Below are 25,601 nucleotides of genomic sequence, written 5' to 3' on the forward strand. Positions count from 1 at the left end.
GTCCCATAATCGGCCGCCATGTCCGCTGCGTCTTCTTCCCCCTCTTCTCGCGCCGGTGCCATCACCGACGTCGCCGGCATCGAAGTCGGCCATTTTTCCGACACCCGCCGCCCCACCGGCTGCACCGTGATCATTGCGCGCGACGGCGCCGTGGCCGGTGTCGATGTGCGCGGCGCCGCGCCCGGCACGCGCGAGACCGACCTGCTCTCCCCCGGCAACCTCGTGCAGGAAGTGCATGCCGTCATGCTCGCGGGCGGCAGCGCCTGGGGCCTGGCCGCCGCCGAGGGCGCGATGCGCTGGCTCGAGGAGCGCGGCGTCGGCATGGACGTGCGCTTCGGCACCCTGCCCATCGTGCCGGCCGCCGTGCTGTTCGACCTGCCGATGGGCGACGCGCGCATCCGCCCCGACGCGGCCGCGGGCTACGCCGCCTGCGAAGCCGCCTCGACCGACGCGCCCGCCGAAGGCAACGTGGGCGCGGGCACCGGCGCGCTGGTGGGCAAGCTCTTCGGCGTGCACCGCGCGATGAAGGGCGGCATCGGCACCGCCTCGGTCACCGTGGGCGGCGTCACGGTCGGCGCGCTGATCGCGGTCAATTCGCTGGGCGACGTGATCGACCCCGACACCGCCCTGCCCGTGGCCGGCGCGCGCACCGAGGACGGCAGCGCCCTGCTCGACACGCGCCGCGCGCTGCTGCGCGGCGAGCTGCCCAAGCCGCTGCTGGCGGGCACCAACACCACCATCGGCGTGATCGCCACCGACGCGGTGCTGACCAAGGTGCAGGCCAACCGGCTCGCCATGGTGGCGCACGACGGTCTGGCGCGCGCCATCAACCCGGTGCACACCATGAGCGACGGCGACACGCTGTTCGCACTGGCCACCGGCCGCGTGCCGCTCGAAGGCGATGCGCCCGGCATGACCGTGCTGAGCACCATGGCCGCCGAAGCCACCGCGATCGCCACGGTGCGCGCGGTGCGCGCCGCACGCGCGATGACCGTGGGCGAGCTGCACATTCCCTGCGCCGCCGACCTGGCCGCACCGCGCGGCTGACGCGCGCACCGCACGACGAGGCACCCCATGGCGTTCCCCCGCACCCTGAAGCTGATCCTGCTGTCGATCCGCGACCTGATCGCCTCGGCCGGCCCGATCGTGTTCATCGTCATCGGCCTGCTGATTGCGGCCTACTGGTGGTTGCAGCCGCAACCGCCCAAGCACGTGACGCTGGCCACCGGCCCCACGGGCAGCGCCTATGCGCAGTTCGGCAAGCGCTACGCCGACGCCCTGAAGCACAGCGGCATCACCGTCGAACTCAAGGCCACCTCGGGCTCGACCGAGAACCTGCAGCTGCTGCGCACCGGCGGCGCCGACGTGGCCTTCGTGCGCGGCGGCAGCGCCGACCCGGTGGCCGACGAAGAGGCCGGCCTGCGCTCGCTGGGCGCGCTGTTCTTCGAGCCGATCTGGCTCTTCTACCGCACCGACACCGCGCAGAAGATCGACCGCAAGACCGGCACGCTGACCTCGCTCACGCAGCTGCGCGGCCTGCGCGTGAACGTCGACCTGCCCGGCAGCGGGCTGCCCGAGATCATGGAGCGGCTGCTCAAGGCCAACCGGCTCGGGCCCGACGACCTGCTGCTGTCGAACCTCGAGCAGGCCGCCGCGGCCGAGGCGCTGCAGGCCGGGCTGCTCGACGCCATCGTGCTGTTCTCTGCGCCGCAGTCGCCGCAGGTACAGCGGCTGCTGCGCGCCGGCGACATCCAGCTCATGGACTTCGGCCAGGCCGAGGCCTACACGCGGCGCTTTCCGTTCCTGTCGGCCGTGTCGCTGCCGCGCGGCGTGGTCGACCTGTCGAAGGACCTGCCGCTGCACGACGTGTCGCTGCTCGCCGCCACCACCTCGCTGCTGTCGCGCGACGAGACCCACCCGGCCCTGCGCCAGCTGTTCGCGCAGGCCGCGCAGACCGTGCACAGCGACGCCGGCTGGTTCAACCGCGCGCGCGACTTTCCCAACACCCGCACCAGCGAACTGCCCGTGAGCCCCGAGGGCGACCGCGCCATCAACGGCACGCCGCCCTTCTGGCAGCGCTACCTGCCGTTCTGGGCCAGCAACCTGGTCGAGCGCATGTGGCTGGTGCTGGGCGGTGTGCTGGTACTGATGCTGCCGCTGAGCCGCGTGATCCCGCCGCTGTACCAGTTCCGCGTGCGCCGCCGCGTGTTCCGCTGGTACGCGCGGCTGCGCGACATCGAGGCCAAGGTGGACGGGCGCCAGAGCCAGGCCGAGCGCGACAAGCTGCTGGAAGAACTCGACGACCTCGACCGCGTGGTCAACAAGGTGGCCGTGCCGCTGTCGTATGCCGACGAGCTCTATGCCCTGCGCAACAACATCTACGCGGTGCGCAAGCGGGCACTCGCGGGCTCGGCGGGGGCAGCCGCCGCTGCGCCGGTCCGCGCGGCCACCTGACAAAAAGGCCCGGGCGCGCGCTTGCTGTCCACGCTGATCGATTTCGCCGACCCGCGCACCGACGGGGCGACCCGGTTGCGCGCCGCCTTCGGCGCGCCGGTGCGCGTGCTGGTCGCCCATGCCCCGCACGAGGTGCGCCCCGTGCTGGAGGCCGTCGAGGCGCTGGCCCGCGAAGGCCGCTGGTGTGTCGGACACCTGCGCTACGAGGCCGCCGCGGCGTTCGATCCGGCGTTCGAGGTGCATGCGCCCGACGGGCCACTGGCCTGGTTCGGCGTGCACGACGCAGCATTGCCGTGGCCCGACGCGCCGGCGCCCGCCGTGGCGCCCGTCGCGTGGTCGGCCGACCTGTCGCGCGAAGCCTTCGACCGCAACATGCAGGCGATCCACCACGCCATCGCAGACGGCGTGCTGTACCAGCTCAACTACACGGCGCCGCTGCGCGCCACTTTCGACGGCGACGCGCAGGCCTGGTTCCATGCGCTGAGGCAAGCGCAGCCCAACGGCTACGGCGCCTTCATCGACACCGGCGACGAGCAGGTGCTGTCGGTGTCCCCCGAGCTGTTCTTCGACCGCGACGGCGACCGCATCCTCGTGCGCCCCATGAAGGGCACCGCGCCGCGCGGCGCCACGCCCGCCGAAGACGCGGCCCACGCGCTGCGGCTGCGCACCGTGCCCAAGGAGCGCGCCGAGAACGTGATGATCGTGGACCTGATCCGCAACGACCTCTCGCGCGTGGCCCAGCCCTTCTCCGTGCGCGTGCCGCGCCTCTTCCACACCGAGGCGCTGCCCACCGTGTGGCAGATGACCTCCGACGTGGAAGCCCGGCTGCGCGAAGGCACGACGCTGGCCGACCTGTTCGCGGCGCTGTTCCCCTGCGGCTCCATCACGGGCGCGCCGAAGGTGAGCGCCATGCGCATGATCCGCGCGCTGGAGCCCGACGCGCGCGGCGTGTACTGCGGCGCCGTGGGCGTGGTGCGGCCCGGCGGGCACGCGACCTTCAACGTGCCGATCCGCACCGTCACGCTGCGCGGCAACGCCGCACGCTGCGGCATCGGCAGCGGCATCACGGCCGATGCGCAGGCGGATGCGGAGTGGGACGAGTGGCGGCACAAGCGTGCCTTTCTCGGCGCGGCGGTATCTTCGCAACCATGACGTCCTTCGAACTGCTCGAAACCCTGGCGCTGACCGATGGCGCATTGCGCGATGCGCCCGCGCACCTGGCCCGCATGCGCAACGCGGCTGCGCACTTCGGCTATCCGTGGCACGAAGCACACGTGACGGCCTGCCTGGACCAGTTGCGCACCGCGCATGCCGCAGGCACATGGCGCGTGCGCCTGCTGCTCGACGCACAAGGCCAAGCGCGCGCCGAAGCCTTCGCCATGGACGCTGCGCCACCGCGCGTGCGCCTGCAGCTGGCCGCGCGCGCCTTCGATGAGGCCGACAGCGAGTTCTCGCGCTTCAAGACCACGCGCCGCGCGCACTACGAAGCCTTCGCGCCCGCCGAGCCGGGCGTGTTCGACACGCTGCTGTGGAACCGCGATGGCGAGATCACCGAATGCACGCGCGGCAACATCGCGCTGCGGCTCGACGGCCGCTGGGTCACGCCGCCGCTGCACTGCGGCCTGCTCGACGGCATCGGGCGCGCGCGCCGCCTGCGCGACGGGCAACTGGCCGAGGCGGTCGTGCGCGTGGACGACCTGCCGTGCGTCGAAGCCCTCGCCTTCGTCAACAGCCTGCGCGGCTGGCTCGACGCGGACCTCGTCGGCCACGGCGTTCCCTGAACGACAAAGCGCGCGGCCCCTTGCGGAACCGCGCGCTCTGGTCGTCGAAGCGGCCGAAGCCGCCCGCGTCCTGTCTTACTTGAGGGCCTTGTAGCGCATGCGCTTCGGCTTCGCGCCTTCTTCGCCCAGGCGCTTCTTCTTGTCGGCTTCGTACTCCTGGTAGTTGCCGTCGAAGAAGGTCCACTGGCTGTCGCCTTCGGCCGCGAGGATGTGCGTGGCGATACGGTCGAGGAACCAGCGGTCGTGGCTGATGACCATCACGGTGCCGGCGAACTCGAGCAGCGCGTCTTCCAGGGCGCGCAGGGTTTCCACGTCCAGGTCGTTCGACGGTTCGTCCAGCAGCAGCACGTTGCCGCCCGCGATCAGCGTCTTGGCCAGGTGCAGGCGGCCGCGTTCACCGCCCGACAGCGTGCCGACCTTCTTCTGCTGGTCGGCGCCGTTGAAGTTGAAGCGGCCCGCGTACGCGCGGCTGGCCATCTGGAACTTGCCGACGTTGATGATGTCCAGGCCGTTGGAGATGTCTTCCCACACGGTCTTGTCGGACGCCAGCTCGTCGCGGTGCTGGTCGACGAAGGCCATCTTCACGGTCTGGCCGATGACGACCTCGCCCGTGTCCGGCTTTTCCTTGCCCGCGAGCAGCTTGAACAGCGTCGACTTGCCGGCGCCGTTCGGGCCGATGATGCCGACGATCGCGCCCGGCGGCACGGTGAAGCTCAGGTTGTCGATCAGCATGCGGTCGCCGAAGGACTTGCTGACGCCGTGGAACTCGAACACCTGCTGGCCCAGTCGCTCGGCCACAGGAATGAAGATTTCCTGCGTTTCGTTGCGCTTCTGGTATTCCATGTCGCTCAGCTCTTCGAAGCGGGCCAGGCGCGACTTGCTCTTGGCCTGGCGTGCCTTCGGGTTCTGGCGCGACCACTCGAGTTCCTTCTTCAGGGCCTTGGCGTGGGCTTCTTCGCTCTTTTGCTCCTGCGCCAGGCGTTCGCCCTTCTGCTCGAGCCAGGTGCTGTAGTTGCCCTTCCAGGGAATGCCGCGACCGCGGTCCATTTCCAGGATCCACTCGGCGGCGTTGTCCAGGAAGTAGCGATCGTGGGTGATGGCCACCACGGTGCCCGTGAAGCGCTGCAGGAACACTTCGAGCCACTCGACCGATTCGGCGTCCAGGTGGTTGGTCGGTTCGTCGAGCAGCAGCATGTCGGGCTTGGACAGCAGCAGACGGCACAGCGCCACGCGGCGCTTTTCACCGCCCGACAGCAGGCCGATCTTGGCGTCCCACGGCGGCAGGCGCAGCGCGTCAGCGGCGATTTCGAGCTGGTGCTCGGAATCGGTGCCGGCGGTGGCGATGATGGCTTCGAGCTGGGCCTGCTCGGCCGCCAGCGCGTCGAAGTCGGCGTCTTCGGCACCGTAGGCGATGTAGACCTCTTCGAGGCGCGCCTTGGCCGCGAACACCGCGCCCATGGACTCCTCGACCGATTCGCGCACCGTGTGCTCGGCGTTGAGCTTGGGTTCCTGCTCCAGGTAGCCGATCGTCATCCCCGGCATGGGCAGGGCCTCGCCCTCGAATTCCTTGTCCACACCCGCCATGATCTTGAGCAGCGTGGACTTGCCCGAGCCGTTCAGGCCGAGCACGCCGATCTTGGCGCCGGGGAAGAAAGAGAGCGAAATGTCCTTCAAGAGCTGCCGCTTGGGCGGCACGGTCTTGCTGACGCGGTTCATCGAATAGACGTATTGAGCCATCTGTGAATGATTACCTTGGGTAGCTTGGGATTTGCGTAAAAGCACGGTCGTCCGGACAGTGATCCGGGCGCGGCGAACCCATGATTATCGACTCATGCGACAATAGTCCTCGTTGCCGGGTCCAGTTGCCCGCAAACCGGCTCTCTGCCGGGGACGAAGAAAACCCCAAATCACCGCGGGTCTTCCGGCTCCCACCCCTGACCTTCATCTGCCTTGACTGGCTCGGCGTCACCCCAAAACGACGCTTGGCGGGCCGATGCCACTGCGCCGTGTATGGCGCTTGTTGTTTCCACAATGAATTTTGACGAACTGAAGCTGGCTCCCGCCATCTTGAAGGCTGTGCACGAGCACGGCTACGACACCCCCACCCCCATCCAGGCGCAAGCCATTCCCGTGGTCCTCGACGGCCACGACCTGCTGGGCGGCGCCCAGACCGGCACCGGCAAGACCGCGGCCTTCACCCTGCCGATGCTGCACAAGCTCACCATGAGCCGCAGCGCCACCAACAAGTTCGGCGGCATCGGCATCCGTGCCCTCGTGCTGACCCCCACGCGCGAACTCGCGGCCCAGGTCGAAGAGTCGGTGCGCACCTACGGCAAGTACCTGCAGCTCGACTCCACCGTGATCTTCGGCGGCGTGGGCATGAACCCGCAGATCAGCAAGCTCAAGAAGGGCGTCGACATCCTCGTGGCCACCCCCGGCCGCCTGCTCGACCTGCAGCAGCAGGGCATGCTCGACCTGAGCCAGGTCCAGATGCTGATCCTGGACGAAGCCGACCGCATGCTGGACATGGGCTTCATCCACGACGTGAAGAAGATCCTGGCCCTGGTGCCCAAGGAAAAGCAGAGCCTGCTGTTCTCGGCCACCTTCAGCGACGAGATCCGCGACCTCGCCGGCTCGCTGCTCAAGAATCCGCAGAGCATCCAGGTCACGCCGCGCAACACCACGGTGCAGCGCATCACGCAGGTGATCCACCCCGTGGGCCGCGGCAAGAAGAAAGCGCTGCTCGCGCACATCATCAACGAGAACAAGTGGAGCCAGGTGCTCGTGTTCACGCGCACCAAGTTCGGCGCCAACAGCGTGGCAGAGTTCCTCACCAAGAACGGCATCGAGGCGATGGCGCTGCACGGCAACAAGAGCCAGAGCGCGCGCACGCAGGCGCTGGCCGGCTTCAAGAGCGGCGACATCCGCGCCCTGGTGGCCACCGACATCGCCGCCCGCGGCATCGACATCGACGAGCTGCCGCACGTCGTGAACTACGAGATCCCGAACGTCAGCGAAGACTACGTGCACCGCATCGGCCGCACCGGCCGCGCCGGTTCGAGCGGCGAGGCCGTGAGCTTCGTGTGCCTGGACGAAGAAGGCTTCATGCAGGAAATCGAACGCTTCACGAAGCAGACGATCCCGGTGCAGAAGGTCGAGGGCTTCGGTCCTGAAGAAGGCGAACGCGCCGAGCCGATCGCCATGGGTCGCCAGACGATCTGGGGCGGCGCCGGCCGTCCGCCGAGCCGCGAAGTCATGCAGGCAGCCGCCAAGGCCGCCCGCACCGAAATGATGTCGCGCATCCGTGAGAACAAGGCCGGCCAGGGTGGCGGCAACGGCGGTGGTGGCGGCGGCAATGGCGGCGGTCAACGCCGCGGTGGCGGCCAGGGTGGCGGCGGCCAAGGCCGCAATGCCAACGGTGGCGGCCAAGGCCAGGGCCAGGGCCCGCGCGGCCAGGGCGCAGCCCGTCCCGCACAGGGCCGCGGCCCGCAGCAAGGCCAGCCGCGCGCACCGCAGCAGCCCCATCACCACGCACCGCACGAAGAGCGCCAACCGCGCCATCACGGCAACAGCCACAGCCCGACGCAGGCCAACCAGGTCGCGCACCTGCGCGCCGAAGCCGTTGCAGGCGGCGGCGCCGGCCAGCCGGACCCGTTGCGCACGAGCGTCGACCACATGGGTGGTCGCGGTCGCGGCGGCCGTCCGGGCGGCGGTGGCGGCTACGGCGGCAACCGTTCGGGTGGCGGTGGCCGCTCGGGTGGTGGCGGTGGTGGCTACGGCGGTGGCGGTGGTGGCCGCTCCGGCGGCGGCGGTGGCCGTTCGTTCGGTCGCTGACAAGACACCGCGGGTGGCACGCCACCCGGAAATTTAAGAAAGGGCACCTCGGTGCCCTTTTCTTTTGAGCTCCCGCAGGAGCAGCCGTCAGCGCGGCGGCGCCGCCTGCATCCGGGCCACGGGAACCAGCGCGCCTGCGCAGGCCACGGCCAGACCAAGGCTGTGCAGCAGCGTGCGCCGATGCGCCGCGGCTGCGCGTTCACTGTTCGACTGCAGTGATCTTCCTGATGCCTTCTGAAGGCGGCTTGGCTGCGGCCTCCCGAAGCTGCAGGGCGTAGCCGTAGTCGTTCAGATAGACGTAGGTGTCGGTCCGTTCGAGCGAATCGGGCTGCATGCGGCACTCCAGGCGCCTGGCGTCGCCACTCAGGGCAGGATGAAGCTCGGCAGCCGCGCTCACGCCGACGACCTTGCAGACCGTCGTGTAGTCGTAGGTCACTCCGCCGATCATGCTGAACAAGCTCAGTTTCTTCGTCTCATAGCGCAACTCCGAGCCCACGGCCATGCGTTGCCAGTCGCCCGTCAACGTGAGATCGGTCATGGCCTGGCTGATCGTGTCGGAGCCAGGAAGAAAGTTGACGAAGCTGCTCAAGTCGACCAGGCCCAGAAATGAAGCGGTCTGCGACCGCGTGCCGTCCGCGGGGCCTGTGCCGGTCTTCGTCCGGGTTCGGAACATGGAAGCTGTCGCGTCCGGCGCAATCTGGAGCTCATTGCGGGTCGGCGTCGTCTTCCCGTCGCGGGTCCATGTGCCTTCGAGCACGACGCGCTTCAGGCGCTTGGGCGCCGGTGGAAGCCCCAGCTGGGAAACAGCCTTCATCACCGCCGGGCTCGGCGGCGTCAGGCCTGCGGGATCAGGCAGCGCCTTGGCGCGAGAAGTGAAGGCAGGCAACGCCTGCCCTGCCGAAGCACCGCTGCAGGCCGCTTTGAAGAGCGCCTTGTAATCCGCATTCGTGTCGCCGCCGACCGTGTACGACTTCGCCCTGTCGCCTTCAACCCGGCCGTCCGTGACGCGGCCGCGCTCGTCGATGTCGAATCCGCTCACCTGGGCATAGGATTGCGATGGGCACGCGAGCCTGAAGCGCTCGCGCTTCTGCCCAAAGGGTGCCCGGTAAGGCAGGTCGAAGTCCATGCGCGGATAGTCGAACGCGCCCCAGAAGAGCAAGGCGCCCTCGGAGGTCTCGACGCTTGCGATGTCGATGAGCGTGAATGTGCCGTCTGCGCGGCGTTGCACCTCGCGCCAATCGGGCGGGGTCGCGCGGCATGCGCGTTCGACCGCCGGCTGCGCTTTCAGGGCCAATGCCTGGCGCTCGTCCAGTTCCTTGCGCACTCCATACCGCCGGCCGGTCACCGGATAGCTGCGGCCGGTGCGCAGATCGGAGTAGAGCAACCACGCCTGGGGCGCATTGCACGCGACAGTGAAGTTGCGCGTCTCGGGCCCATCTTCCAGGGCAAAGGACACATGGTCCTCGACGCGCAGCAGGCTGTGTTCGACAAGGCTGCCGCCGAAGGACATCGACGGATGGCTCCTGGACGCGCAGCCCGCAACGAGCAGCGCCGCCACAGCGCAGGTGGTGATATGGATGAGCTTCATGCATTCCGCGCTGGGCGGCTCCCCGGTTTCGTTGTTGTTTCTTGCGGCCGGCCTCGCCATCGAATGACATGGACGACATGGCGGGCGCACCTCAGCTTGAAATCCTAACCCGGGACACAATCGCGTTTCCATGCCATACATCCCGCCCAACTACGCCACGCTCTTCGTCGCCACCTGCAACCTTCTCAACCTCGCGAACCCCAACCGCGTGTACTACGAGAACCAGGACGCCTACAACGAGCGCGAATACGAACGCAAGATCGACTGGATCGGCGAGCGCATCCACGCGCTCAATGCCGACGTGCTCGCGGTGCAGGAGGTGTGGGACGAGGCCGCGCTGAAGGCCGCCATCGGCCGCAGCGGGCTGCGCTACGACTTCGTCTCGGTGCCGGGCGCCGAGAACTCGCCACCGCCCGCGAGCCCGCCGGGCACGCCCGGGCGGCCGGGCGCACAGGGCACGCCGCGCGTCGGCATCGTCACGCGGCTGCAGGTGGACAGCGTGCAGTCCTTCGTCGACTTTCCCGCGGGCTTCGGTGTCGAGGTGCCGGGCATCGGCCCGCACACACGCTTCGAGCGTCCGCCCCTGCTGGCCACCGTGCGCATGAAGCACGGCCAACAGGTGCATGTGCTGACGGTGCACCTGAAGTCCAAGCGCCCCAAGTTCCTGCAGGACGCGCAAGGCAACCACCTGGAAGACCGCGACGACCGCAAGATCGGCGCCATGGCCTCGCTGCGCTCCTTGCTGATGCGCGGCGCCGAGGCCGCGGCCCTGCGCTGCATCGTGATCGACCTGCTGCAGGGCACCAACGTGCCGCTGGTGGTGATGGGCGACTTCAACGACAACCCGCACAGCGTGACCACGCAGCTGGTGGCCGCCACCTCCGAGGTGGCCTACGACAAGGCCGCGCGCGACGTGGCGCTGTTCAACGCTTACGAGATGCAAGGCGAGTCGGCACTCAAGAAGGACGTGGCCTATTCGCACATCCACCAGGGTTTTCCGGACGTGCTCGACCAGATCCTGGTGAGCGAAGAGTTCGTTGCCAGCAGCCGCCACAGCCTGGGCGACGTGCGCCGCGTCGACTACTTCAACGACCACCTGCACGAAGGGCGCGACCGCTCGCGCTCGGACCACGGCTTCGTGCGCGCCCTGCTGCGGCTGCGCACCGACGACAACCGCTGACGAACGGCGCTACGCCGCCTTCGACACCCGCACGATCGCGTCGGCGCGCTTGTGCAGGTCGGGCAGCAGCTCCAGGCCCAGGCCAGGCTTGTCGTTGAGGCTGATCATCCCGTTCTCGACCTTCGGCAACTCGGTGACGAGCTCCTTGTACCAGCCGGTGAAGAAGGCGCGCACGCTCTCCTGGATGAGCGCATTGGGCGCATGCAGGCTCAGGTGCGTGGACGCGGCCCAGACCACCGGCCCGGTGCAGTCGTGCGGTGCCACGGGCAGTTGCCAGGCGTCGGCCATGGCGGCGATCTTGCGCGCCTCGGTGAGGCCGCCGCACCAGCTCAGGTCGAGCATCGCGACCCCGGCGACGCCGGTCTGCAGGTAGTCCTTGAAGCCCCACTTGTAGCTCAGCGTCTCGCTGGCGCAGACGAGCGCCTGGCAGTCCTTCGCGTACTGCTTGAGCAGGTCGAGGCTGTCCATGCGGATCGCGTCTTCGTGCCAGAAGGTGTCGAACTCCTGCAGCGCGCGCGCGATCTTCTGCGCCATCGGCAAGCGCCACAGGCTGTGGAACTCGACCATGATGTCCATCTTGCCGCCCACCGCCTTGCGGATCTTGCGGAAGGGCTCGAGCGCGGTGTCGAGATCGGCGTTGCTGATGTACTGCCCGTGACTCTTCTCCGCCGCCGGGTCGAAGGGCCAGATCTTCATGGCCGTGATGCCTTCGGACAGCAGCGACTCGGCCAGCTCGTCGGCGTGGTGCAGGAAGCCCTGCAGGTCTTCGTACGGCCCGTTGTTGTTGGCCAGGCCCCAGTTCGAGCTGGTCTGGTTGGTGGCGCTGCGGATGTACTGGTAGCCCGCGCAGGTGTTGTAGATGCGGATCGCATCGCGGCTCTTGCCGCCCAGCGCCGTGTGCACCGGCATGTTGGCGGCCTTGCCGAACAGGTCCCACAGCGCGATGTCGACGGCCGAGTTGCCGCGCGTTTCCACGCCCGATCCGCGCCAGCCCAGGTAGCCCGTGATGTCGCGGTTGCGCGCCTCGATCTGCAGCGGGTCGGTGCCGAGGAGCTTGAACGCTGCCCACTCGTGCAGGTAGGCCTCGACCGCTTCGGCGCCCATGAAGGTTTCGCCGAGGCCGACCAGGCCCTCGTCGGTGTGCAGGCGCACCCACAGGATGTTGGGAAATTCGCCAAGGCGGATGGTTTCGAGCTGCGTGATTTTCATGACAAGGATTCCGCAAAAAGAAAAAGCCGCGGCGGCGGGTGCCGCGCGGCTCTTGCACACATTCAGCGCATGGCCGAACGCCTCGATCAGCCCCCGCGCGCCTTCTTCAGCGCGTCGGTGACCACGCCCACGGCTTCCGTGCCGATGTTGGGCACGTTCTTGTCGTACACGGGCTTGACCTTCTCCAACATGCGCTTCTGTTCGGCCGCCGAGACTTCGTTCACCGTCATGGTCTTGCGCAGGCTGGCGAGCGACTTCTCGTTGAGCGCCCGGTTGGCTTCGCGCTGGACCTTCTGGCCTTCCTTCGCGGCCTCGCGCAGCACCGCCTGCTCCTGCGGGTTGAGCTGGTCCCAGAGCTTCTTGCTGTAGAGGATGAGGAAGGGCGTGTAGGCGTGGCGCGTCACGCTCAGGTACTTCTGGACCTCGCTGAACTTGGAGGTCTCGATGGTCACGAAGGGGTTCTCCTGGCCGTCGATGGTGCGGGTCTCCAGTGCGGTGAACACCTCGCCGAAGGCCATGGGCACGGCGTTGGCGCCCAGGGTCTTGAACGAGTCGAGGAAGATGTTGTTCTGCATCACGCGCAGCTTCACGCCTTCGAAGTCCTCGGCCTTGGCCACGGGCTTCTTGCTGTTGGTGAGGTTGCGGAAGCCGTTCTCCCAGTAGGCCAGGTTCACGAGACCGGCGGCTTCGAGCTTCTTGTTGAAGTACTCGCCCGCGGGGCCGTCGAGCACCGCGTCGGCCTCCTTCTCATTGGCGAACAGGAACGGCAGGTCGAAGGCGCCGAGTTCCTTCACGATGCCCACCAGCGGCGAGCTCGAGGTGCACACCATTTCCTGCGTGCCGGCGCGCAGCGCCTGCGTGGCCGGCAGGTCGCCGCCCGCGGCGCCGCCCCAGAAGGCCGTGATCTTCATCTTGCCGCCGGTCTTGGCCGCCAGCACTTCCTGCATCTTCTTCACGCCCACGCCCACGGGGTGGTCTTCGTTCACGCCGTTGGTGAACTTGATCGTGCGTTCGGCAAATTGCGCGAGGGCGCCGGTCGACGCCAGCAGGCCGCCGGCCACGAGGGCGGCGGTCATCAGGGTTCTGCGAAACAACATGCTTGTCTCCTTCGATTCGAGGGGTTGGTTGAACGAACTGACTGACAGGAAAAAAGAAGAACTAGCGCCCCATCCACCACTGGAGCGGCACGGTCACGAGCTGCGGGAAGAACACCAGCGTGAACAGCACCACCAGGTGGGCGATGAAGAAGGGCATCACGCCCTTGAAGGCATCGTCCATCGAGATGCGCGCCACGCCGCTCACCACGTTGAGCACCGTGCCCACGGGCGGCGTGATCAGGCCGATGGCGTTGTTCATGATGAACAGCACGCCGAAGTACACCGGGTCGATGCCGGCCTTGAGCACCACGGGCATCAGCACCGGCGTGAGGATGAGCACGGTGGGCGTGAAGTCGAGCGCGGTGCCCACGATGACGATCAGCACCATCATCACGAACATCAGCAGCGTCTTGTTGTCCAGGAAGGGCTCCAGCAGCGACACCACCTCGGTCGGGATGTTGGCCACCGTGATGAGCCAGGCGCTCACCATCGCGGCAGCCACGAGGAACATCACCACCGCGGTGGTCTTGCCGGCCGCCAGCGTGAGGCGGTACAGGTCTTTGACCTTGAGTTCGCCATAGATGAAGAGACCCACCACGAGCGAATAGACGGCCGCGACCACGGCGGCTTCGGTCGGCGTGAAGACGCCGAACTTCATGCCGCCGATGATGATGATCGGCAGCGCCAGCGCCAGGCTGCCCTGCGCCGTGACCTTCAGCCGCTCGCCCCAGGGCACGCGTGGCGAGGACTTCACGTTGTCCTTCCGGGCCACGATCCACCAGGCCACGCCCACTGCGAGCCCCATCAGGATGCCGGGCACGATGCCCGCGAGGAACAGCTTGGTGATCGACACGTTGCCTGCCACGCCGAACACGATGAGCCCGATCGACGGCGGGATCACCGGCGCGATGATGCCGCCCGCGGCAATGAGGCCGGCCGAGCGGTTCATCTGGTAGCCGGCGGCCTTCATCATCGGGATGAGGAGCGCGGCGAGCGCGGCCGTGTCGGCCACGGCCGAGCCCGACAGCGAGGCCATGATGATCGCGGCCAGCACCGCCACATAGCCCATGCCGCCGCGGTAGTGGCCGACCCAGGCCATCGCCAGGTTCACGATGCGCCGGCTGAGCCCGCCCGCGTTCATGAACTCGCCGGCCAGCAGGAAGAACGGCACCGCGAGCAGCGGGAAGTTGTCGGCACCATCGACGAAGCGCTGCGCAATGATCTGGCTGTCGAAGGCCGGCAGGCCGCCGGTGTAGGCCAGCCAGCCCATCAGCGAGACACCGCACACCAGCAGCGAGTACGAAATCGGAATGCCCAGTGCCATGGCGCCGAGCAGGGAGACGATGAAGATCGTGACAGTCATTGCGCCACCTTCCCGTGTGCGGCGGCGTCGAGCACCTGTTCTTCGGATTCCATGATCTGGATCAGCTCCTGGTCGGGCACCCGGCCCCTGAACAATCGCCAGAGCTTGTCGATGTTGAAGAGGGCCATCACCACCGACACCACGTAGCCGATGCCGTAGACCCAGATCATCGAGATGCCGACCACGGGCGAGATGTTGGTCACCTGCAGCTCGTGCATCTCGTAGGTGCCCATGAAGAAGAGCACGTTGCAGAACAGCATGAGCGACTGGCTCAGGAAGAAGCAGACCTTCTTGCCCATGAGCGGCAGGTGCTTGATGAGCGTGTCGACGCCCAGGTGCGCGCCGTCGCGCATGGCCACCATGGCGCCGATGTAGGTGAGCCAGATGAAGCAGTAGCGCGACATCTCGTCCGACACCGAAATGCCCGAATTGAAACCGTAGCGCAGCACCACGTTGCCGAACACCATGACGACCATCGCCACCATGCACACGACGACGAGGAACTCCAGCAGGCGAAAAAATCCGTCGATAGCCCTTTGCATCAGCATCTGCGTCTCCTGACTTTCCAGTGTTGTTATGGGATGTCTGCGCGGCCGCCGCGTCTAGAGCGGGAAGGCCTTCAGCTGCGTGGCCGGGCGGCTGATGCGCGGAATCTTCTTGCGCGAGGCCAGCACCGTCTCGATGTCGTGGCGCGCACCGTCGATGAGCACCAGCACGGCTTTCTCGGCCGCGGCCGGATCGCGTGCGATGACGGCGTCGAGCACCGCGCGGTGCAGCGGCAGCGAACTCGCGGGCCCGTTCTTGCGGGTGGTCGAAATCTCGAAGCTGGTGCGCAGCAACGCGCCCAGCGCACGGCTCATCTGCACCAGCATGCGGTTGTGGCTGGAGCGGATGAGGCCCTGGTGAAAGCGCAGGTCGGGCGTGATGTAGTCGCCGCCGAATTCGATGGCGCGCTTCATGCCCGCGTAGGCGTCCTCCATGTCGGCGATGTCTTCGGCGGTGGCGCGCTGGGCGGCCAGCGCCACCGCGGCGGGCTCGACCACGCGGCGCAGGTCCTGCAGGTCGCGCAGGAACTCGGCCGACAGGCCCGCCTGCGTCTGCCACACGATGACGTCGGCGTCGAACCAGTTCCACTGGTCGGGCGGCTGCACGCGCGTGCCCACCTTCGGGCCGCTGGTCACCAGGCCCTTGGCGATCAGCGACTTGATCGATTCGCGCACCACGGTCCGGCTCACGCCGAGCTCTTCGCACAAGAGCGGCTCCGGCGGAATCGACGCGCCGGGCGCATAGCGGCCCGCGACGATGTCGCTGCCGATGCGGTCGACCGTGTTGCCGTGAACGTTCTTGATCATGCCTGCCTGTGGGTGTGTGGTTCTGGTGGTGTCCGGTGCCTGTTTGCCTGCCCGTATCGGGGCCGGATTCAGGCAGCTCCTGCCTGTGCCGGCCACTCGAAAACCCTGAATGCGCGACAGCTCGTCACGCTTATCATATGATGATTGAAACGGGCGTCCCGCAGGAAAAACCCTGAGGATTTCCGCAAAGCATCAACGACGAAGAGACACATCCCATGAGCAACGCCCCGAAGAAAAAGCCCGCCAGCGAACTGCGCAGCCAGCAGTGGTTCGGACGCCATGACCGCGACGGTTTCATCTACCGCAGCTGGATGAAGGGCAAGGGCGTGCCGCACGACCAGTTCGACGGTCGCCCGGTCATCGGCATCTGCAACACCTTCAGCGAACTCACGCCCTGCAACTCGCACTTCCGCACGCTCGCCGAGCAGGTGAAGATCGGCGTGTACGAAGCGGGCGGCTTCCCGCTCGAGTTCCCCGTGATGTCGCTCGGAGAAACGCTGCTGCGCCCCACCGCCATGCTGTATCGCAATCTCGCGAGCATGGACGTCGAAGAAAGCATTCGCGGCAACCCGCTCGACGGCGTGGTGCTGCTCATGGGCTGCGACAAGACCACGCCCGCGCTGATGATGGGCGCGGCCAGCGTCGACCTGCCGACCATCGGCGTCTCGGGCGGCCCGATGCTCTCGGGCAAGTGGCGCGGCCAGGAGCTGGGCTCGGGCACCGGCGTGTGGCAGATGAGCGAGCAGGTGCGCGCCGGCACGCTCAAGCTGCAGGACTTCTTCGAGGCCGAGAGCTGCATGCACCGCAGCCACGGCCACTGCATGACGATGGGCACGGCCAGCACCATGGCCAGCATGGTCGAGTCGCTGGGCATCGGCCTGCCGGGCAACGCCGCCTACCCTGCCGTCGACGGCCGCCGCAACGTGCTGGCGCGCCAGGCGGGCCGGCGCATCGTCGACATGGTGCATGAAGACATGAACATGTCGAAGATCCTCACGCGCCAGGCGATCGAGAACGCGATCAAGGTCAACGCGGCCATCGGCGGTTCGACCAACTTCGTGATCCACCTGCTGGCCATTGCGGGCCGCATGGGTGTCGAGCTCACGCTCGACGACTTCGACCGCCTCGCCGCCGACCTGCCCTGCCTCGTGAACCTGCAACCCTCGGGCCAGTTCCTGATGGAAGACTTCTGCTACGCGGGCGGCCTGCCCGTGGTCATCAAGGAAATCGCCGACCACCTGCACAAAGACATCCTCACCGTCACCGGCCAGAGCGTGTGGGAGAACGTGAAGGACGCCGAGAACTACAACCCGCAGGTCATCCGCACCCAGGCCGAGCCCTTCAAGGACAAGGCCGGCATCTGCGTGCTGCGCGGCAACCTCGCGCCCAACGGCGCCATCATCAAGCCCAGCGCGGCCACGCCCGAGCTGCTGGTGCACAAGGGCCGCGCGGTGGTGTTCGAAAGCGCCGACGACCTGCACAAGCGCATCGACGACGAGAACCTGGACATCGACGAGCACTGCATCATGGTGCTCAAGAACTGCGGCCCCAAAGGCTACCCCGGCATGGCCGAGGCGGGCAACATGCCGCTGCCGCCGAAGGTGCTGCGCAAGGGCATCACCGACATGGTCCGCATCAGCGATGCGCGCATGAGCGGCACGGCCTACGGCACCGTCGTCCTGCACACCGCACCAGAAGCGGCTGCGGGCGGCCCGCTGGCACTGGTGCAGGACGGCGACATCGTCGAGCTCGACGTGCCGAACCGCAAACTGCACCTGCATGTGAGCGACGAGGAACTGGCGAAGCGCCGCGCGAAGTGGGTGGCGCCCAAGGCCCCGCTCGATTCGGGGTACTGGAAGCTGTACGTCGACACGGTGCTGCAGGCCGACCAGGGAGCGGACCTGGCCTTTCTGCGTGGTCGCCGTGGGGCCTTTGTGCCGCGAGACAATCACTGATTTGGAGAGATCCAGGGCGCGCTCCCGCCGACGGGGTACCTTGCTCCGCGAATGTCCCCCGCCTTCGGCTCCTCCTTGATTTCGCTGCGCAAGGCACCCCATCGACGTGAGCGTTGTTCACTGCAGTCGTTGATCGGCACGCACAACAACCGCGCCTCCAGTGCCCAGGGCACTGGGTGCTTCCCGCAGCGAAATCAAGGAGGAGCCGAAGGCGGGGGACATTCGCGGAGGGAAGTACCCGGTGGCCTGGGCACGCGCCCCGAACCGACTCTCGAAACGCAACAGACGACAGACATGAAAAGACTCATCGCCATCGACTGGGGCACAAGCTCGCTACGCGGTGCATTGCTCGACCCGAGCGGACAGGTCATCGAAGAACGCAGCGACGCCCGCGGCATCCTCACCGTGCCCGAGGGCGGCTTTCCTGCCGTGTTCGAGTCGCTGTTCGGCGACTGGATGCGCCTGGCAGACACGCGCTGCCTGATCTCTGGCATGGCCGGCAGCAAACAGGGCTGGGTCGAAGCGCCCTACTGCCCCTGCCCCGCAGGCCGCGTCGAAGTAGGCCGCAGCATCATCGCCACAGACGCCATCCCCGGCGCGCGCATCGCCATCGTTCCCGGCCTCAGCGACGAGCACGCCGGCGTGCCCGACGTGATGCGCGGCGAAGAGGTGCAGATCCTCGGCGCCATGACGATCACCGGCCTGGACGACGGCGTCTTCGTGCTGCCCGGCACCCACAACAAATGGGCCACGGTCAAGAAGGGCCGCGTCGCGGGCTTTCGCACCTACATGACGGGCGAGTTCTACGCGCTGCTGAGCCAGCACTCGATCCTGGGGCGCACGCTCGATGCCGCTGCGCCGCTCGACGAAGCCGCGTTCCTCGAAGGCGTGACGCGCTCCGAGAACGGCCATGGCCTGCTGCACAACGCCTTCGGCACGCGCACGCTCGCGCTGTTCGAGCGCATGCCCAAGGAAGAACTGTCGAGCTACCTGTCGGGCCTGCTCATCGGCGAAGAGCTGCGCACGCAATCGGTACAGGCTGTCGGCGAGGTCGTGCTGATCGGCTCTTCCACCCTCACCCAACGCTACACCCTGGCCCTGCGCGCCACCGGCGTCGCCACGCGCACGCTCGGCGCCGAAGCCACCTGGGCCGGACTGCACACGCTGTCCGGCTTCCTCGACACCGACAGGACACCCGCCCCATGACCACGCCCCTCGATAAGTTCAACGCCGCGATGCAGGCCCTGCCGCTGGTGGCCATCCTGCGCGGCCTCTCGCCCGCCGAAGCCGCCGATGTGGGCGACGCCATCGTCGAGCCCGGCTTCCGGCTGCTCGAAGTGCCGCTCAATTCGCCGCAGCCGCTGGAGAGCATCGCGCTGATGCGCCAGCGCTTTCCGAACGCGCTGGTCGGCGCGGGCACCGTGCTCGACGCGAAGCAGGTGCGCGAGGTGCATGCGGCCGGCGGCGAGCTGATCGTGTCGCCCAACTTCAACGCCGACGTCATCGCCGAGGCCGCGCGACTGGGCATGGTCTGCCTGCCCGGCGTGATGACGCCGACCGAGGCCTTCGGCGCGCTCGCGGCCGGCGCCACGGGCCTCAAGCTGTTCCCGGCCGAGCTGGCCTCGCCCGCCGTGGTCAAGGCCCTGCTCGCGGTGCTCCCCGCCGGCACGCCCGTGATGCCCGTGGGCGGCATCGCGCCCGACAACATGGGCGCGTGGCGCGCGGCCGGCGCGGCCGGCTTCGGCATCGGCTCGTCGCTCTACAAGCCCGGCAAGACCGCCGCCGCCGTGCGCGAGGACGCGCAGCGCTTCGTGGCCGCCTGGGCCGGGCTGGTCCGCGCCTGATCCGACAAGACCCACTCACCACAAGAAAGAAGGAGACCCCCGCGATGTCCGCCGATTCCGAATACGCCAGCCCCGCCGTGCGCCAGTTGCGCGAAGACCTCGCGCTCGCGCTGCGCGCCGCGGCCCACCACGGGCTGTCCGAAGGTGTGTGCAACCATTTCAGCGTGTTGCTGCCGGGCGCGCAGGACCGCTACCTCATCAACCCCCGCGGGTTGCACTGGAGCGAGATCGGTCCCGACGACATCGTGCTGATCGACGTGCACGGCGAAGTGCTGGCGGGCCGTCACCGCGTGGAGCCCACCGCCCTCTTCATCCACGGCGCGGTGCACCGGCTCACGGGCCACGCCGTGGTGCTGCATTGCCACATGCCCTACGCGACGGCGCTGACGCTCACGGTCGACCGCGCGCTCGACCCCACCGCCAGCCAGAACGCCATGCGCTACATGAACCGCATCGCCATCGACGCCGAGTACAACGGCCTGGCATTGGACGACGCCGAGGGCGAGCGCATCGCGCGCGCCATGGCCGGCAAGGACGTGGCCTTTCTCGCGAACCACGGCGTGATCGTGGCGGGCGGCACGATCGCCCACGCCTACGACGACCTGTACTACCTGGAGCGCGCCTGCCTGCACCAGGTGATCGCGCAATCGACCGGGCGCCCGCTGGTACCGGTCAACGCCAAGCTGGCCGCGCATGTGGCGGCGCAGATCCAGGGCGAACGTGAACAGTCCGACCTGTTCTTCGAAGCCCTGCGACGCATGCTGCCGGCCCCGAAACGCTGAAAAAGCGTGAGCGCAGCGGCTTACAGCTCTTCATGCGATTTCGCTTCCGGCTTACAAGAACTTCACATAATGGCGCGACGATGAGGCATCGCAATCACTCCCCAGGAGTCGCCATGAAAAAGCTGACATTCGCCTTCGGTGCTGCCGCCCTGCTGTCGCTGGCCGCCCTCACCGCGCCGGCCCATGCCCAGGCCGGCGGCCCGTTCATCCAGGCCCAGGTGTACGTGACACCAGCGCCACCGCCGCGCCATCACTACTACGCCCCGCCGCCGCCCCCGCGCCACTACCACCCGGGCTACTACGACGGTCCGCGTCGCCACGGTTACTACGACCACGGCCGCCGCGATTGGGAAGGCCGTCGCCACGGCCGCCGGGACAACGACGGCGACGGTGTGCCCAACCGTTACGACCGCCGCCCGAACAACCCCTACCGCTATTGACGCACTTCAGACCGGCGGGCTCGCATACGCGGGCCGCTCGGTCGACAGGCTCTGCTTGAGCTGGCGCGTGACCTCGTCGGCCAGCACCTCGGGCAGCCCCGCTTCCACGCCCGCCAGCGCCTGGCGCGCAGCGTCGTCGGGCGAGGTCTTGGGGCCGGGCAGGCGCGCCGCCATGTCGGTGTCCATGAGCGCCACGTGCAAGCTCGTGACCTGCGTGCCCTGTCCCGCCAGTTCGTTGCGCAATCCGTTGCTCAGCGACCAGGCCGCCGACTTGGTGGCGCTGTAGGTCGCCACGCCGGGAAACGTCGTCCAGGCCAGGGCCGACAGCACGTTGAGGACCGCACCGCCGCCGTTCGACGCGAGCACCGGCGCAAAGGCCTGCGTGAGCGCCCAGGGGCCGAAGAAGTTGGTCTCGAACTCGGCGCGCGCCGCGGCCACCGCGTCGGGCGAACCCAGGAAGCTCGATCCGCGCGAGATGCCCGCGTTGTTGACCAGCAGCGTCACGTCGCCGCAGGCGCGCACCGCGGCCTCGATCTGCGCGGGCTGCGTGACATCGAGCGCCACGGGCACGACGCCCGCGAGCGTGATGCTCTTGGGGTCGCGCGCGGCCCCGTAGACCTTGCGCGCACCGGCCGCGAGTGCCGCCTTGGCGAACGCCAGGCCGAGCCCCCGGTTGGCGCCGGTGATGAAGACGACGGAATCCTTGATCTGCATGGCGAACCTTTCGTTGATGAAAAGAAAAAGTGAGCGCTTCAGGCCTGCGCCACGCGGCGCAGCAGCCCCTGGGTCGTGCGCGGCCAGCCGACACGGCCGAACCACGCACCGCCCGCGATGGCCGAGGCAATGACGATGCCGTACACCACCAGCGCCACACCCTGCGCCGCGAACACGCCGGTGAGCCCGCCGCCCCAGCGCAGCGCCAGCCAGCCGCCCGTGCCCGCCACGGCGAGCCGCGCGATGTTGCCGAGCATCGGCCACAGCAGCCGGCCCGCACCCTGCGAGGCGAAGTACAGCACCAGCCCGACGCCGAAGAAACCGTACAGCGGCCCCACCACGCGCAGGTAGTGTGCGCCGGTCTCGAGCATCACGGGGTCGTGGCCGAACAGCATCAGCCACGGACGCGGGAACAGCGCGGCGGCCAGCCCGATGACCTCGGCCATGCCGAAGGCCAGCGCCGCGCCAGCCCAGGTGGCACGCAGCGCACGCTCGCGCAGCCCTGCGCCCATGCAGGTGCCGACCATCGCGACCAGCGGCGCGCCGAGGCCGAACACCAGCGGCACCAGCAGGTACTCGAGCCGCGACGCGGTGCCGTAGCCGGCCAGTGCGCCCGCGCCAAAGTGGCCGGTGAGCGCGGTGGCGATGCCGATCGACAGGTTGGTCGCCACCGTCGACACCGTGCCCACCAGCCCGATGCGCAGGATGTCGCGGAACAGCGGCCAGCGCATCTGGAACGCCGCCAGCGTGGGCCGCAGCAGGCTGCGCGGCGAACGCAGGTAGGCGATGAGCGCGAGCGAGCCCAGCAGGTAGTACAGCAGGAGCGCCAGCGCGCCGCCCGCAATGCCCATGCCGCCCCACGGCCCGATGCCGAAGATCAGGAGCGGCGATGCGGGAATGAGGAACACCACGCCCACCACCGTCACGTTGGCCGGCACCGCCATGTTGCCGGTGCCGCGGATGATCGCGGACAGCGAGTTGAACAGCCACACCAGCACCGCGCCCGCGAACACCCAGTTCGAGTACGTGAGCGCGGCTTCCAGCGCGGCGCCGGTGCCGCCCATCACGCCGTACAGCCAGCGCCCGCCCAGCAGCAGCGCGAGCGTGAAGCACAGGCCGAAGCCGATCGCGATGACCACCGCGTGCCACACCAGCGCGTCGGCGTCGCCGCGGCGGCGCGCGCCCAGCGCACGCGCGATCGACGACGCGATGCCGCCGCCCATCGCGCCGCTGGAGGTCATCTGCATCAGCATGACGATGGGGAACACCAGCGCCATGCCGGCGAGCGCGTCGGTGCCGAGCTTGCCGACGAAGTAGGTTTCGATGAGCCCGACGGAGGCCTGCGCCAGCATCACGAGCACATTGGGCGCGGCCAGCCGCAGCAGCGTGGGAATGATGGGCGCCTCGAGCAGGCGGCGCGTGCGCGGGTCGAGGTCGCCGTTCGCTTGTTGGGGGGTGGTCATGCGGGTCTCCGGCAGTCAGGCGCGCGCGGCGGCGTTGGTGGTGGCCGCGGCCGGTGCGGTGGCGGTCTTGGCGGGACGGCGGATCGCCATCACGATCACCGCCGCGAACAGGCAGGCCGCGCCGGCCGTGTACAGCGCGGGCGTGTAGGTCAGCAGCAGCGTGCGCGCAAAGCCCGCGCCGTAGGCCGCGGTGGCTGCGCCCAGCTGGTGGGCCGCGAAGATCCAGCCGAACACCAGCCCGACCTTCGCGGGACCGAAGGCGGCGCCCGCGAGCTTGACGGTCGGCGGCACGGTGGCGATCCAGTCCAGCCCGTAGAACATCGCGAACAGGCCCAGGCCGTAGATCGTGAATTCGGAGTGCGGCAGCCAGAACAGCGACAGCCCGCGCAGGCCGTAGTACCAGAAGAGCAGCTTGCGGTTGTCGTAGCGGTCGGACAGCCAGCCCGACAGGATGGTGCCGACGAAGTCGAAGGCGCCCATCATCGCGAGCACCGAGGCGGCGGGCACGGCGCTCATGCCGTAGTCGCCGCACAGCGAGATGAAGTGCGTCTGCACCAGGCCGTTGGTGCTCAGGCCGCAGATGAAGAAGGTGCCGGCCAGGATCAGGAAGGTGCGGTTGGTCGCCACCTCGCGCAGCACGCGAAAGGGCGTGGCGAAGTTCATCGTGAAGGCGGGTGCCGGCGCCGGCTGCGTGCCGGGCGCTTCACCATAAGGCAGCAGGCCGATGTCCGACGGCCGGTTGCGCACCAGGCACAGCGCGAGCAGCGCGATCACCACGCTGCCCACCACGATCGGCACGATGGCCGAGCGCCAGCCCCAGTGCTCGATCATCCAGGCCGCCAGCGGCAGGAAGGCCAGCTGGCCGGTGGCCGCGCTGGCCGTGAGCATGCCCACGACCAGGCCGCGCCGCGCGACGAACCAGCGGTTGGCCACCACGGCGCCCAGCACCAGCGCCGTCATGCCCGTGCCCAGGCCGAGCATCAGACTCCACAGCACGAACAGCTGCCACAGCTGCGAGGCCGTGGTGACCAGCGCCATGCCCAGCCCGACCAGCGTGAGGCCGGCGCACATCACCGCGCGCAGGCCGTAGCGTTCCATCAGCACCGCGGCGAACGGGCCCATGAGGCCAAACAGCGCAAAGCGCAGCGCAAGCGCGGACGAGATCTGCTCGGTGCTCCAGCCGAACTCCTCGCCGAGCGGCTTCATCATCGCGCCCGGCAGGCCGAGCGCGGCCGACATGGTGAGCATGGTCAGGAAGGTGACGGCGGCGACGATCCAGCCGTAGTGGATGCCGCGGCGCTGCAGCCATGCGGAGACGTGGGTGGCGAACATGGGACCTCTGGAACTGTTGGAATGGGTCGGGGGAGAAACGAAGAGACAGGAAATCCGGCCGCGCGACTGCGTAGACGCGGAAAGTGCTCGTTGTGGGGGTGGCGGGAAGCGTCAGTCCTGCACGTCGACCGGCTCGCCCGTGCCCAGCAGCGCGAGCGATTCGTCGATGAGCGTATGCAGCGCCAGCACGCGCTCCACGCCCAGCAGCGCATTGAGCTTGAGCTGTGCCGTCTTCCAGTGCTGCTGCGCTTCGCGCCACTTGGCGTCGCCGGCGTCGGTGAGCGACACCAGCCGGCTGCGCGCATCGGCGCCCGCCACTTGCGCCACCCAGCCCGCGGTGATCAGCGGCTGCAGGTTGCGGCTCAGCGTGGACGCGGTCATCTTCAGTTCGCCCGCCAGGTCGACCGGGCGCATCGGGCCCAGGCGCTTGAGGTGCGACAGCAGCGAGTACTGCGTGGTCTTGAGGCCGCTGCGCGACACCTCGGCGTCGTAGTGCTGCGTCAGGCGGCGCATCAGCTGGCGCGTCTTGAAGCTGGTGCAGCCGCGGGGTTGGGTGGGTGTGTCCATGGGGTATTATTGTATGTGCAACTATTGCATATGCAATCAACCCCTCCCCGCAAAGCCCCCAGCAGGAACACAGGCATGACGCAGCAAGCTTTCACCGACACTCCCTCCCATCTGCTCGACGCATGGATCGCCGAAGAGCGGCAGATCGCCGAGCGCCTCGAGAACGGCCCCGGCCCCGGGCTCGCGCGCCCCGAGCAGGTCGCCGGCAAGACCGGCCTGGAGGTCATGCAGGCCATGCTCAACGGCGAGATTCCCTACGCCGCCATCGCCAAGACGCTGGACTTCACCATCGTCTCGGTCAGCAAGGGCATCGCCATCTTCCAGGGCACGCCGCTGCCGCAGCACCTGAACCCGCTGGGCACCATCCACGGCGGCTGGGTCGCCACGATGCTCGACTCGGCCCTGGGCTGCTCGGTCCACACCATGATGCCGCCCGGTCGCGCCTACACGACGGCCGAGCTCAGCGTGAACTACGTCAAGGGCCTCACGCCGAAGGTGCAGCGCGTGCGCGCCGAAGGCAAGGTGATCCACTGCGGCAAGCAGCTCGCCACGGCCGAGGCCCGGCTGGTCGGGGCGGACGGCACGCTGTATGCGCATGCGACGACGACGTGCCTGGTGTTCGAGGTGCCGGCGGGGCGGTGAGGCG

The 25,601-nt window shown here is 68.3% G+C and carries 21 protein-coding genes and 1 pseudogene; 11 read left to right on the forward strand and 11 right to left on the reverse strand.

The genetic code is table 11. The features are described 5' to 3' along the window. Nucleotides 1-18: 18 nt before the first annotated feature. The 3 genes and pseudogenes from AC1RAD_RS19155 (at nt 19) to pabB (ending at nt 4,235) form a co-directional block, all read left to right on the forward strand. On the forward strand, nt 19-1,047 hold the full coding sequence (locus AC1RAD_RS19155; RefSeq protein ID WP_062475992.1) for a P1 family peptidase: 1,029 nt from the start codon (nt 19-21) through the stop codon (nt 1,045-1,047). 27 nt (nt 1,048-1,074) lie between these two features. Next, nucleotides 1,075-2,454, forward strand: coding sequence for a TAXI family TRAP transporter solute-binding subunit (locus AC1RAD_RS19160; protein ID WP_062475995.1), 1,380 nt, complete (start codon nt 1,075-1,077; stop codon nt 2,452-2,454). 24 nt (nt 2,455-2,478) lie between these two features. Next, nucleotides 2,479-4,235 (forward strand): annotated as a pseudogene (pabB, locus tag AC1RAD_RS19165) (aminodeoxychorismate synthase component I). Between the two features lie 75 nt (nt 4,236-4,310). Here the strand turns inward: pabB and ettA are convergent. After that, nucleotides 4,311-5,972 carry an energy-dependent translational throttle protein EttA gene (gene ettA / locus AC1RAD_RS19170; RefSeq protein ID WP_062475998.1) on the reverse strand — a complete coding sequence of 554 codons (1,662 nt, stop codon included), beginning with the start codon at nt 5,970-5,972 and terminating at the stop codon, nt 4,311-4,313. A 294-nt stretch (nt 5,973-6,266) separates the two neighbouring features. Here ettA and AC1RAD_RS19175 point away from each other — a divergent pair, with 294 nt between their 5' ends. Then, the gene (locus AC1RAD_RS19175; protein WP_062476001.1) at nt 6,267-8,069 is read left to right on the forward strand and encodes a DEAD/DEAH box helicase; all 1,803 of its coding nucleotides are present in this window, start codon (nt 6,267-6,269) and stop codon (nt 8,067-8,069) included. Between the two features lie 199 nt (nt 8,070-8,268). Here the strand turns inward: AC1RAD_RS19175 and AC1RAD_RS19180 are convergent, their stop codons facing one another. After that, entirely contained in the window at nt 8,269-9,657 is a 1,389-nt protein-coding gene (locus tag AC1RAD_RS19180) for a hypothetical protein (protein WP_492736639.1), read from the reverse strand. A 130-nt stretch (nt 9,658-9,787) separates the two neighbouring features. Between AC1RAD_RS19180 and AC1RAD_RS19185 the strand changes: the two genes are divergently transcribed. Further along, a complete protein-coding gene (locus tag AC1RAD_RS19185) occupies nt 9,788-10,837 on the forward strand; it encodes an endonuclease/exonuclease/phosphatase family protein (protein ID WP_492736640.1) in 1,050 nt (349 codons plus the stop codon). A gap of 9 nt (nt 10,838-10,846) precedes the next feature. Here AC1RAD_RS19185 and AC1RAD_RS19190 read toward each other — a convergent pair whose 3' ends face one another. The 5 genes from AC1RAD_RS19190 to AC1RAD_RS19210 form a co-directional block, all read right to left on the reverse strand. Further along, a complete protein-coding gene (locus tag AC1RAD_RS19190) occupies nt 10,847-12,046 on the reverse strand; it encodes a mandelate racemase/muconate lactonizing enzyme family protein (protein ID WP_492736641.1) in 1,200 nt (399 codons plus the stop codon). 86 nt (nt 12,047-12,132) lie between these two features. After that, nucleotides 12,133-13,143, reverse strand: a complete 1,011-nt coding sequence (locus AC1RAD_RS19195) for a TRAP transporter substrate-binding protein (RefSeq protein ID WP_062476013.1) — start codon at nt 13,141-13,143, stop codon at nt 12,133-12,135. Between the two features lie 61 nt (nt 13,144-13,204). Continuing rightward, entirely contained in the window at nt 13,205-14,506 is a 1,302-nt protein-coding gene (locus AC1RAD_RS19200) for a TRAP transporter large permease (protein ID WP_070062487.1), read from the reverse strand. Beyond that, on the reverse strand, nt 14,503-15,054 hold the full coding sequence (locus AC1RAD_RS19205) for a TRAP transporter small permease (RefSeq protein ID WP_223301408.1): 552 nt from the start codon (nt 15,052-15,054) through the stop codon (nt 14,503-14,505). Before AC1RAD_RS19205 ends, AC1RAD_RS19200 begins: the two co-directional genes overlap by 4 nt. Before the next feature lie 54 nt (nt 15,055-15,108). Continuing rightward, nucleotides 15,109-15,858, reverse strand: a complete 750-nt coding sequence (locus AC1RAD_RS19210) for a FadR/GntR family transcriptional regulator (RefSeq protein ID WP_062476018.1) — start codon at nt 15,856-15,858, stop codon at nt 15,109-15,111. Between the two features lie 215 nt (nt 15,859-16,073). On the opposite strand from AC1RAD_RS19210, the gene AC1RAD_RS19215 reads away from it, so the two are divergent. The 5 genes from AC1RAD_RS19215 to AC1RAD_RS19235 all read left to right on the forward strand — a co-directional run bounded on the left by AC1RAD_RS19215 (nt 16,074) and on the right by AC1RAD_RS19235 (nt 20,879). Then, nucleotides 16,074-17,813 (forward strand): IlvD/Edd family dehydratase, encoded by a 1,740-nt coding sequence (locus tag AC1RAD_RS19215; RefSeq protein ID WP_056579196.1) that lies wholly within the window; start codon nt 16,074-16,076, stop codon nt 17,811-17,813. A gap of 294 nt (nt 17,814-18,107) precedes the next feature. Next, nucleotides 18,108-19,019 (forward strand): 2-dehydro-3-deoxygalactonokinase, encoded by a 912-nt coding sequence (locus AC1RAD_RS19220; protein ID WP_492736642.1) that lies wholly within the window; start codon nt 18,108-18,110, stop codon nt 19,017-19,019. Next, nucleotides 19,016-19,657 (forward strand): 2-dehydro-3-deoxy-6-phosphogalactonate aldolase, encoded by a 642-nt coding sequence (locus tag AC1RAD_RS19225; RefSeq protein ID WP_492736643.1) that lies wholly within the window; start codon nt 19,016-19,018, stop codon nt 19,655-19,657. Before AC1RAD_RS19220 ends, AC1RAD_RS19225 begins: the two co-directional genes overlap by 4 nt. A gap of 44 nt (nt 19,658-19,701) precedes the next feature. After that, entirely contained in the window at nt 19,702-20,439 is a 738-nt protein-coding gene (locus AC1RAD_RS19230) for an aldolase (RefSeq protein ID WP_492736644.1), read from the forward strand. A gap of 113 nt (nt 20,440-20,552) precedes the next feature. Then, nucleotides 20,553-20,879 carry a hypothetical protein gene (locus tag AC1RAD_RS19235; RefSeq protein ID WP_095746254.1) on the forward strand — a complete coding sequence of 109 codons (327 nt, stop codon included), beginning with the start codon at nt 20,553-20,555 and terminating at the stop codon, nt 20,877-20,879. 6 nt (nt 20,880-20,885) lie between these two features. On the opposite strand, the gene AC1RAD_RS19240 is transcribed toward AC1RAD_RS19235, so the two are convergent. From AC1RAD_RS19240 to AC1RAD_RS19255, 4 genes are all read right to left on the reverse strand, one after another. Then, nucleotides 20,886-21,593: an SDR family oxidoreductase gene (locus tag AC1RAD_RS19240; protein WP_095746255.1), complete on the reverse strand. Its 708-nt coding sequence runs from the start codon at nt 21,591-21,593 to the stop codon at nt 20,886-20,888. Nucleotides 21,594-21,631: 38 nt separating this feature from the next. Continuing rightward, on the reverse strand, nt 21,632-23,056 hold the full coding sequence (locus tag AC1RAD_RS19245) for an MATE family efflux transporter (RefSeq protein WP_492736645.1): 1,425 nt from the start codon (nt 23,054-23,056) through the stop codon (nt 21,632-21,634). A gap of 15 nt (nt 23,057-23,071) precedes the next feature. After that, nucleotides 23,072-24,388 (reverse strand): MFS transporter, encoded by a 1,317-nt coding sequence (locus AC1RAD_RS19250; protein WP_492736646.1) that lies wholly within the window; start codon nt 24,386-24,388, stop codon nt 23,072-23,074. Nucleotides 24,389-24,499: 111 nt separating this feature from the next. After that, on the reverse strand, nt 24,500-24,955 hold the full coding sequence (locus AC1RAD_RS19255; protein WP_307696068.1) for a MarR family winged helix-turn-helix transcriptional regulator: 456 nt from the start codon (nt 24,953-24,955) through the stop codon (nt 24,500-24,502). Nucleotides 24,956-25,030: 75 nt separating this feature from the next. Here AC1RAD_RS19255 and AC1RAD_RS19260 point away from each other — a divergent pair, with 75 nt between their 5' ends. Then, nucleotides 25,031-25,597, forward strand: a complete 567-nt coding sequence (locus tag AC1RAD_RS19260) for a PaaI family thioesterase (RefSeq protein ID WP_070062479.1) — start codon at nt 25,031-25,033, stop codon at nt 25,595-25,597. Nucleotides 25,598-25,601 lie beyond the last annotated feature (4 nt).

Source organism: Variovorax sp. GW823-FHT04B03 (assembly GCF_058796495.1).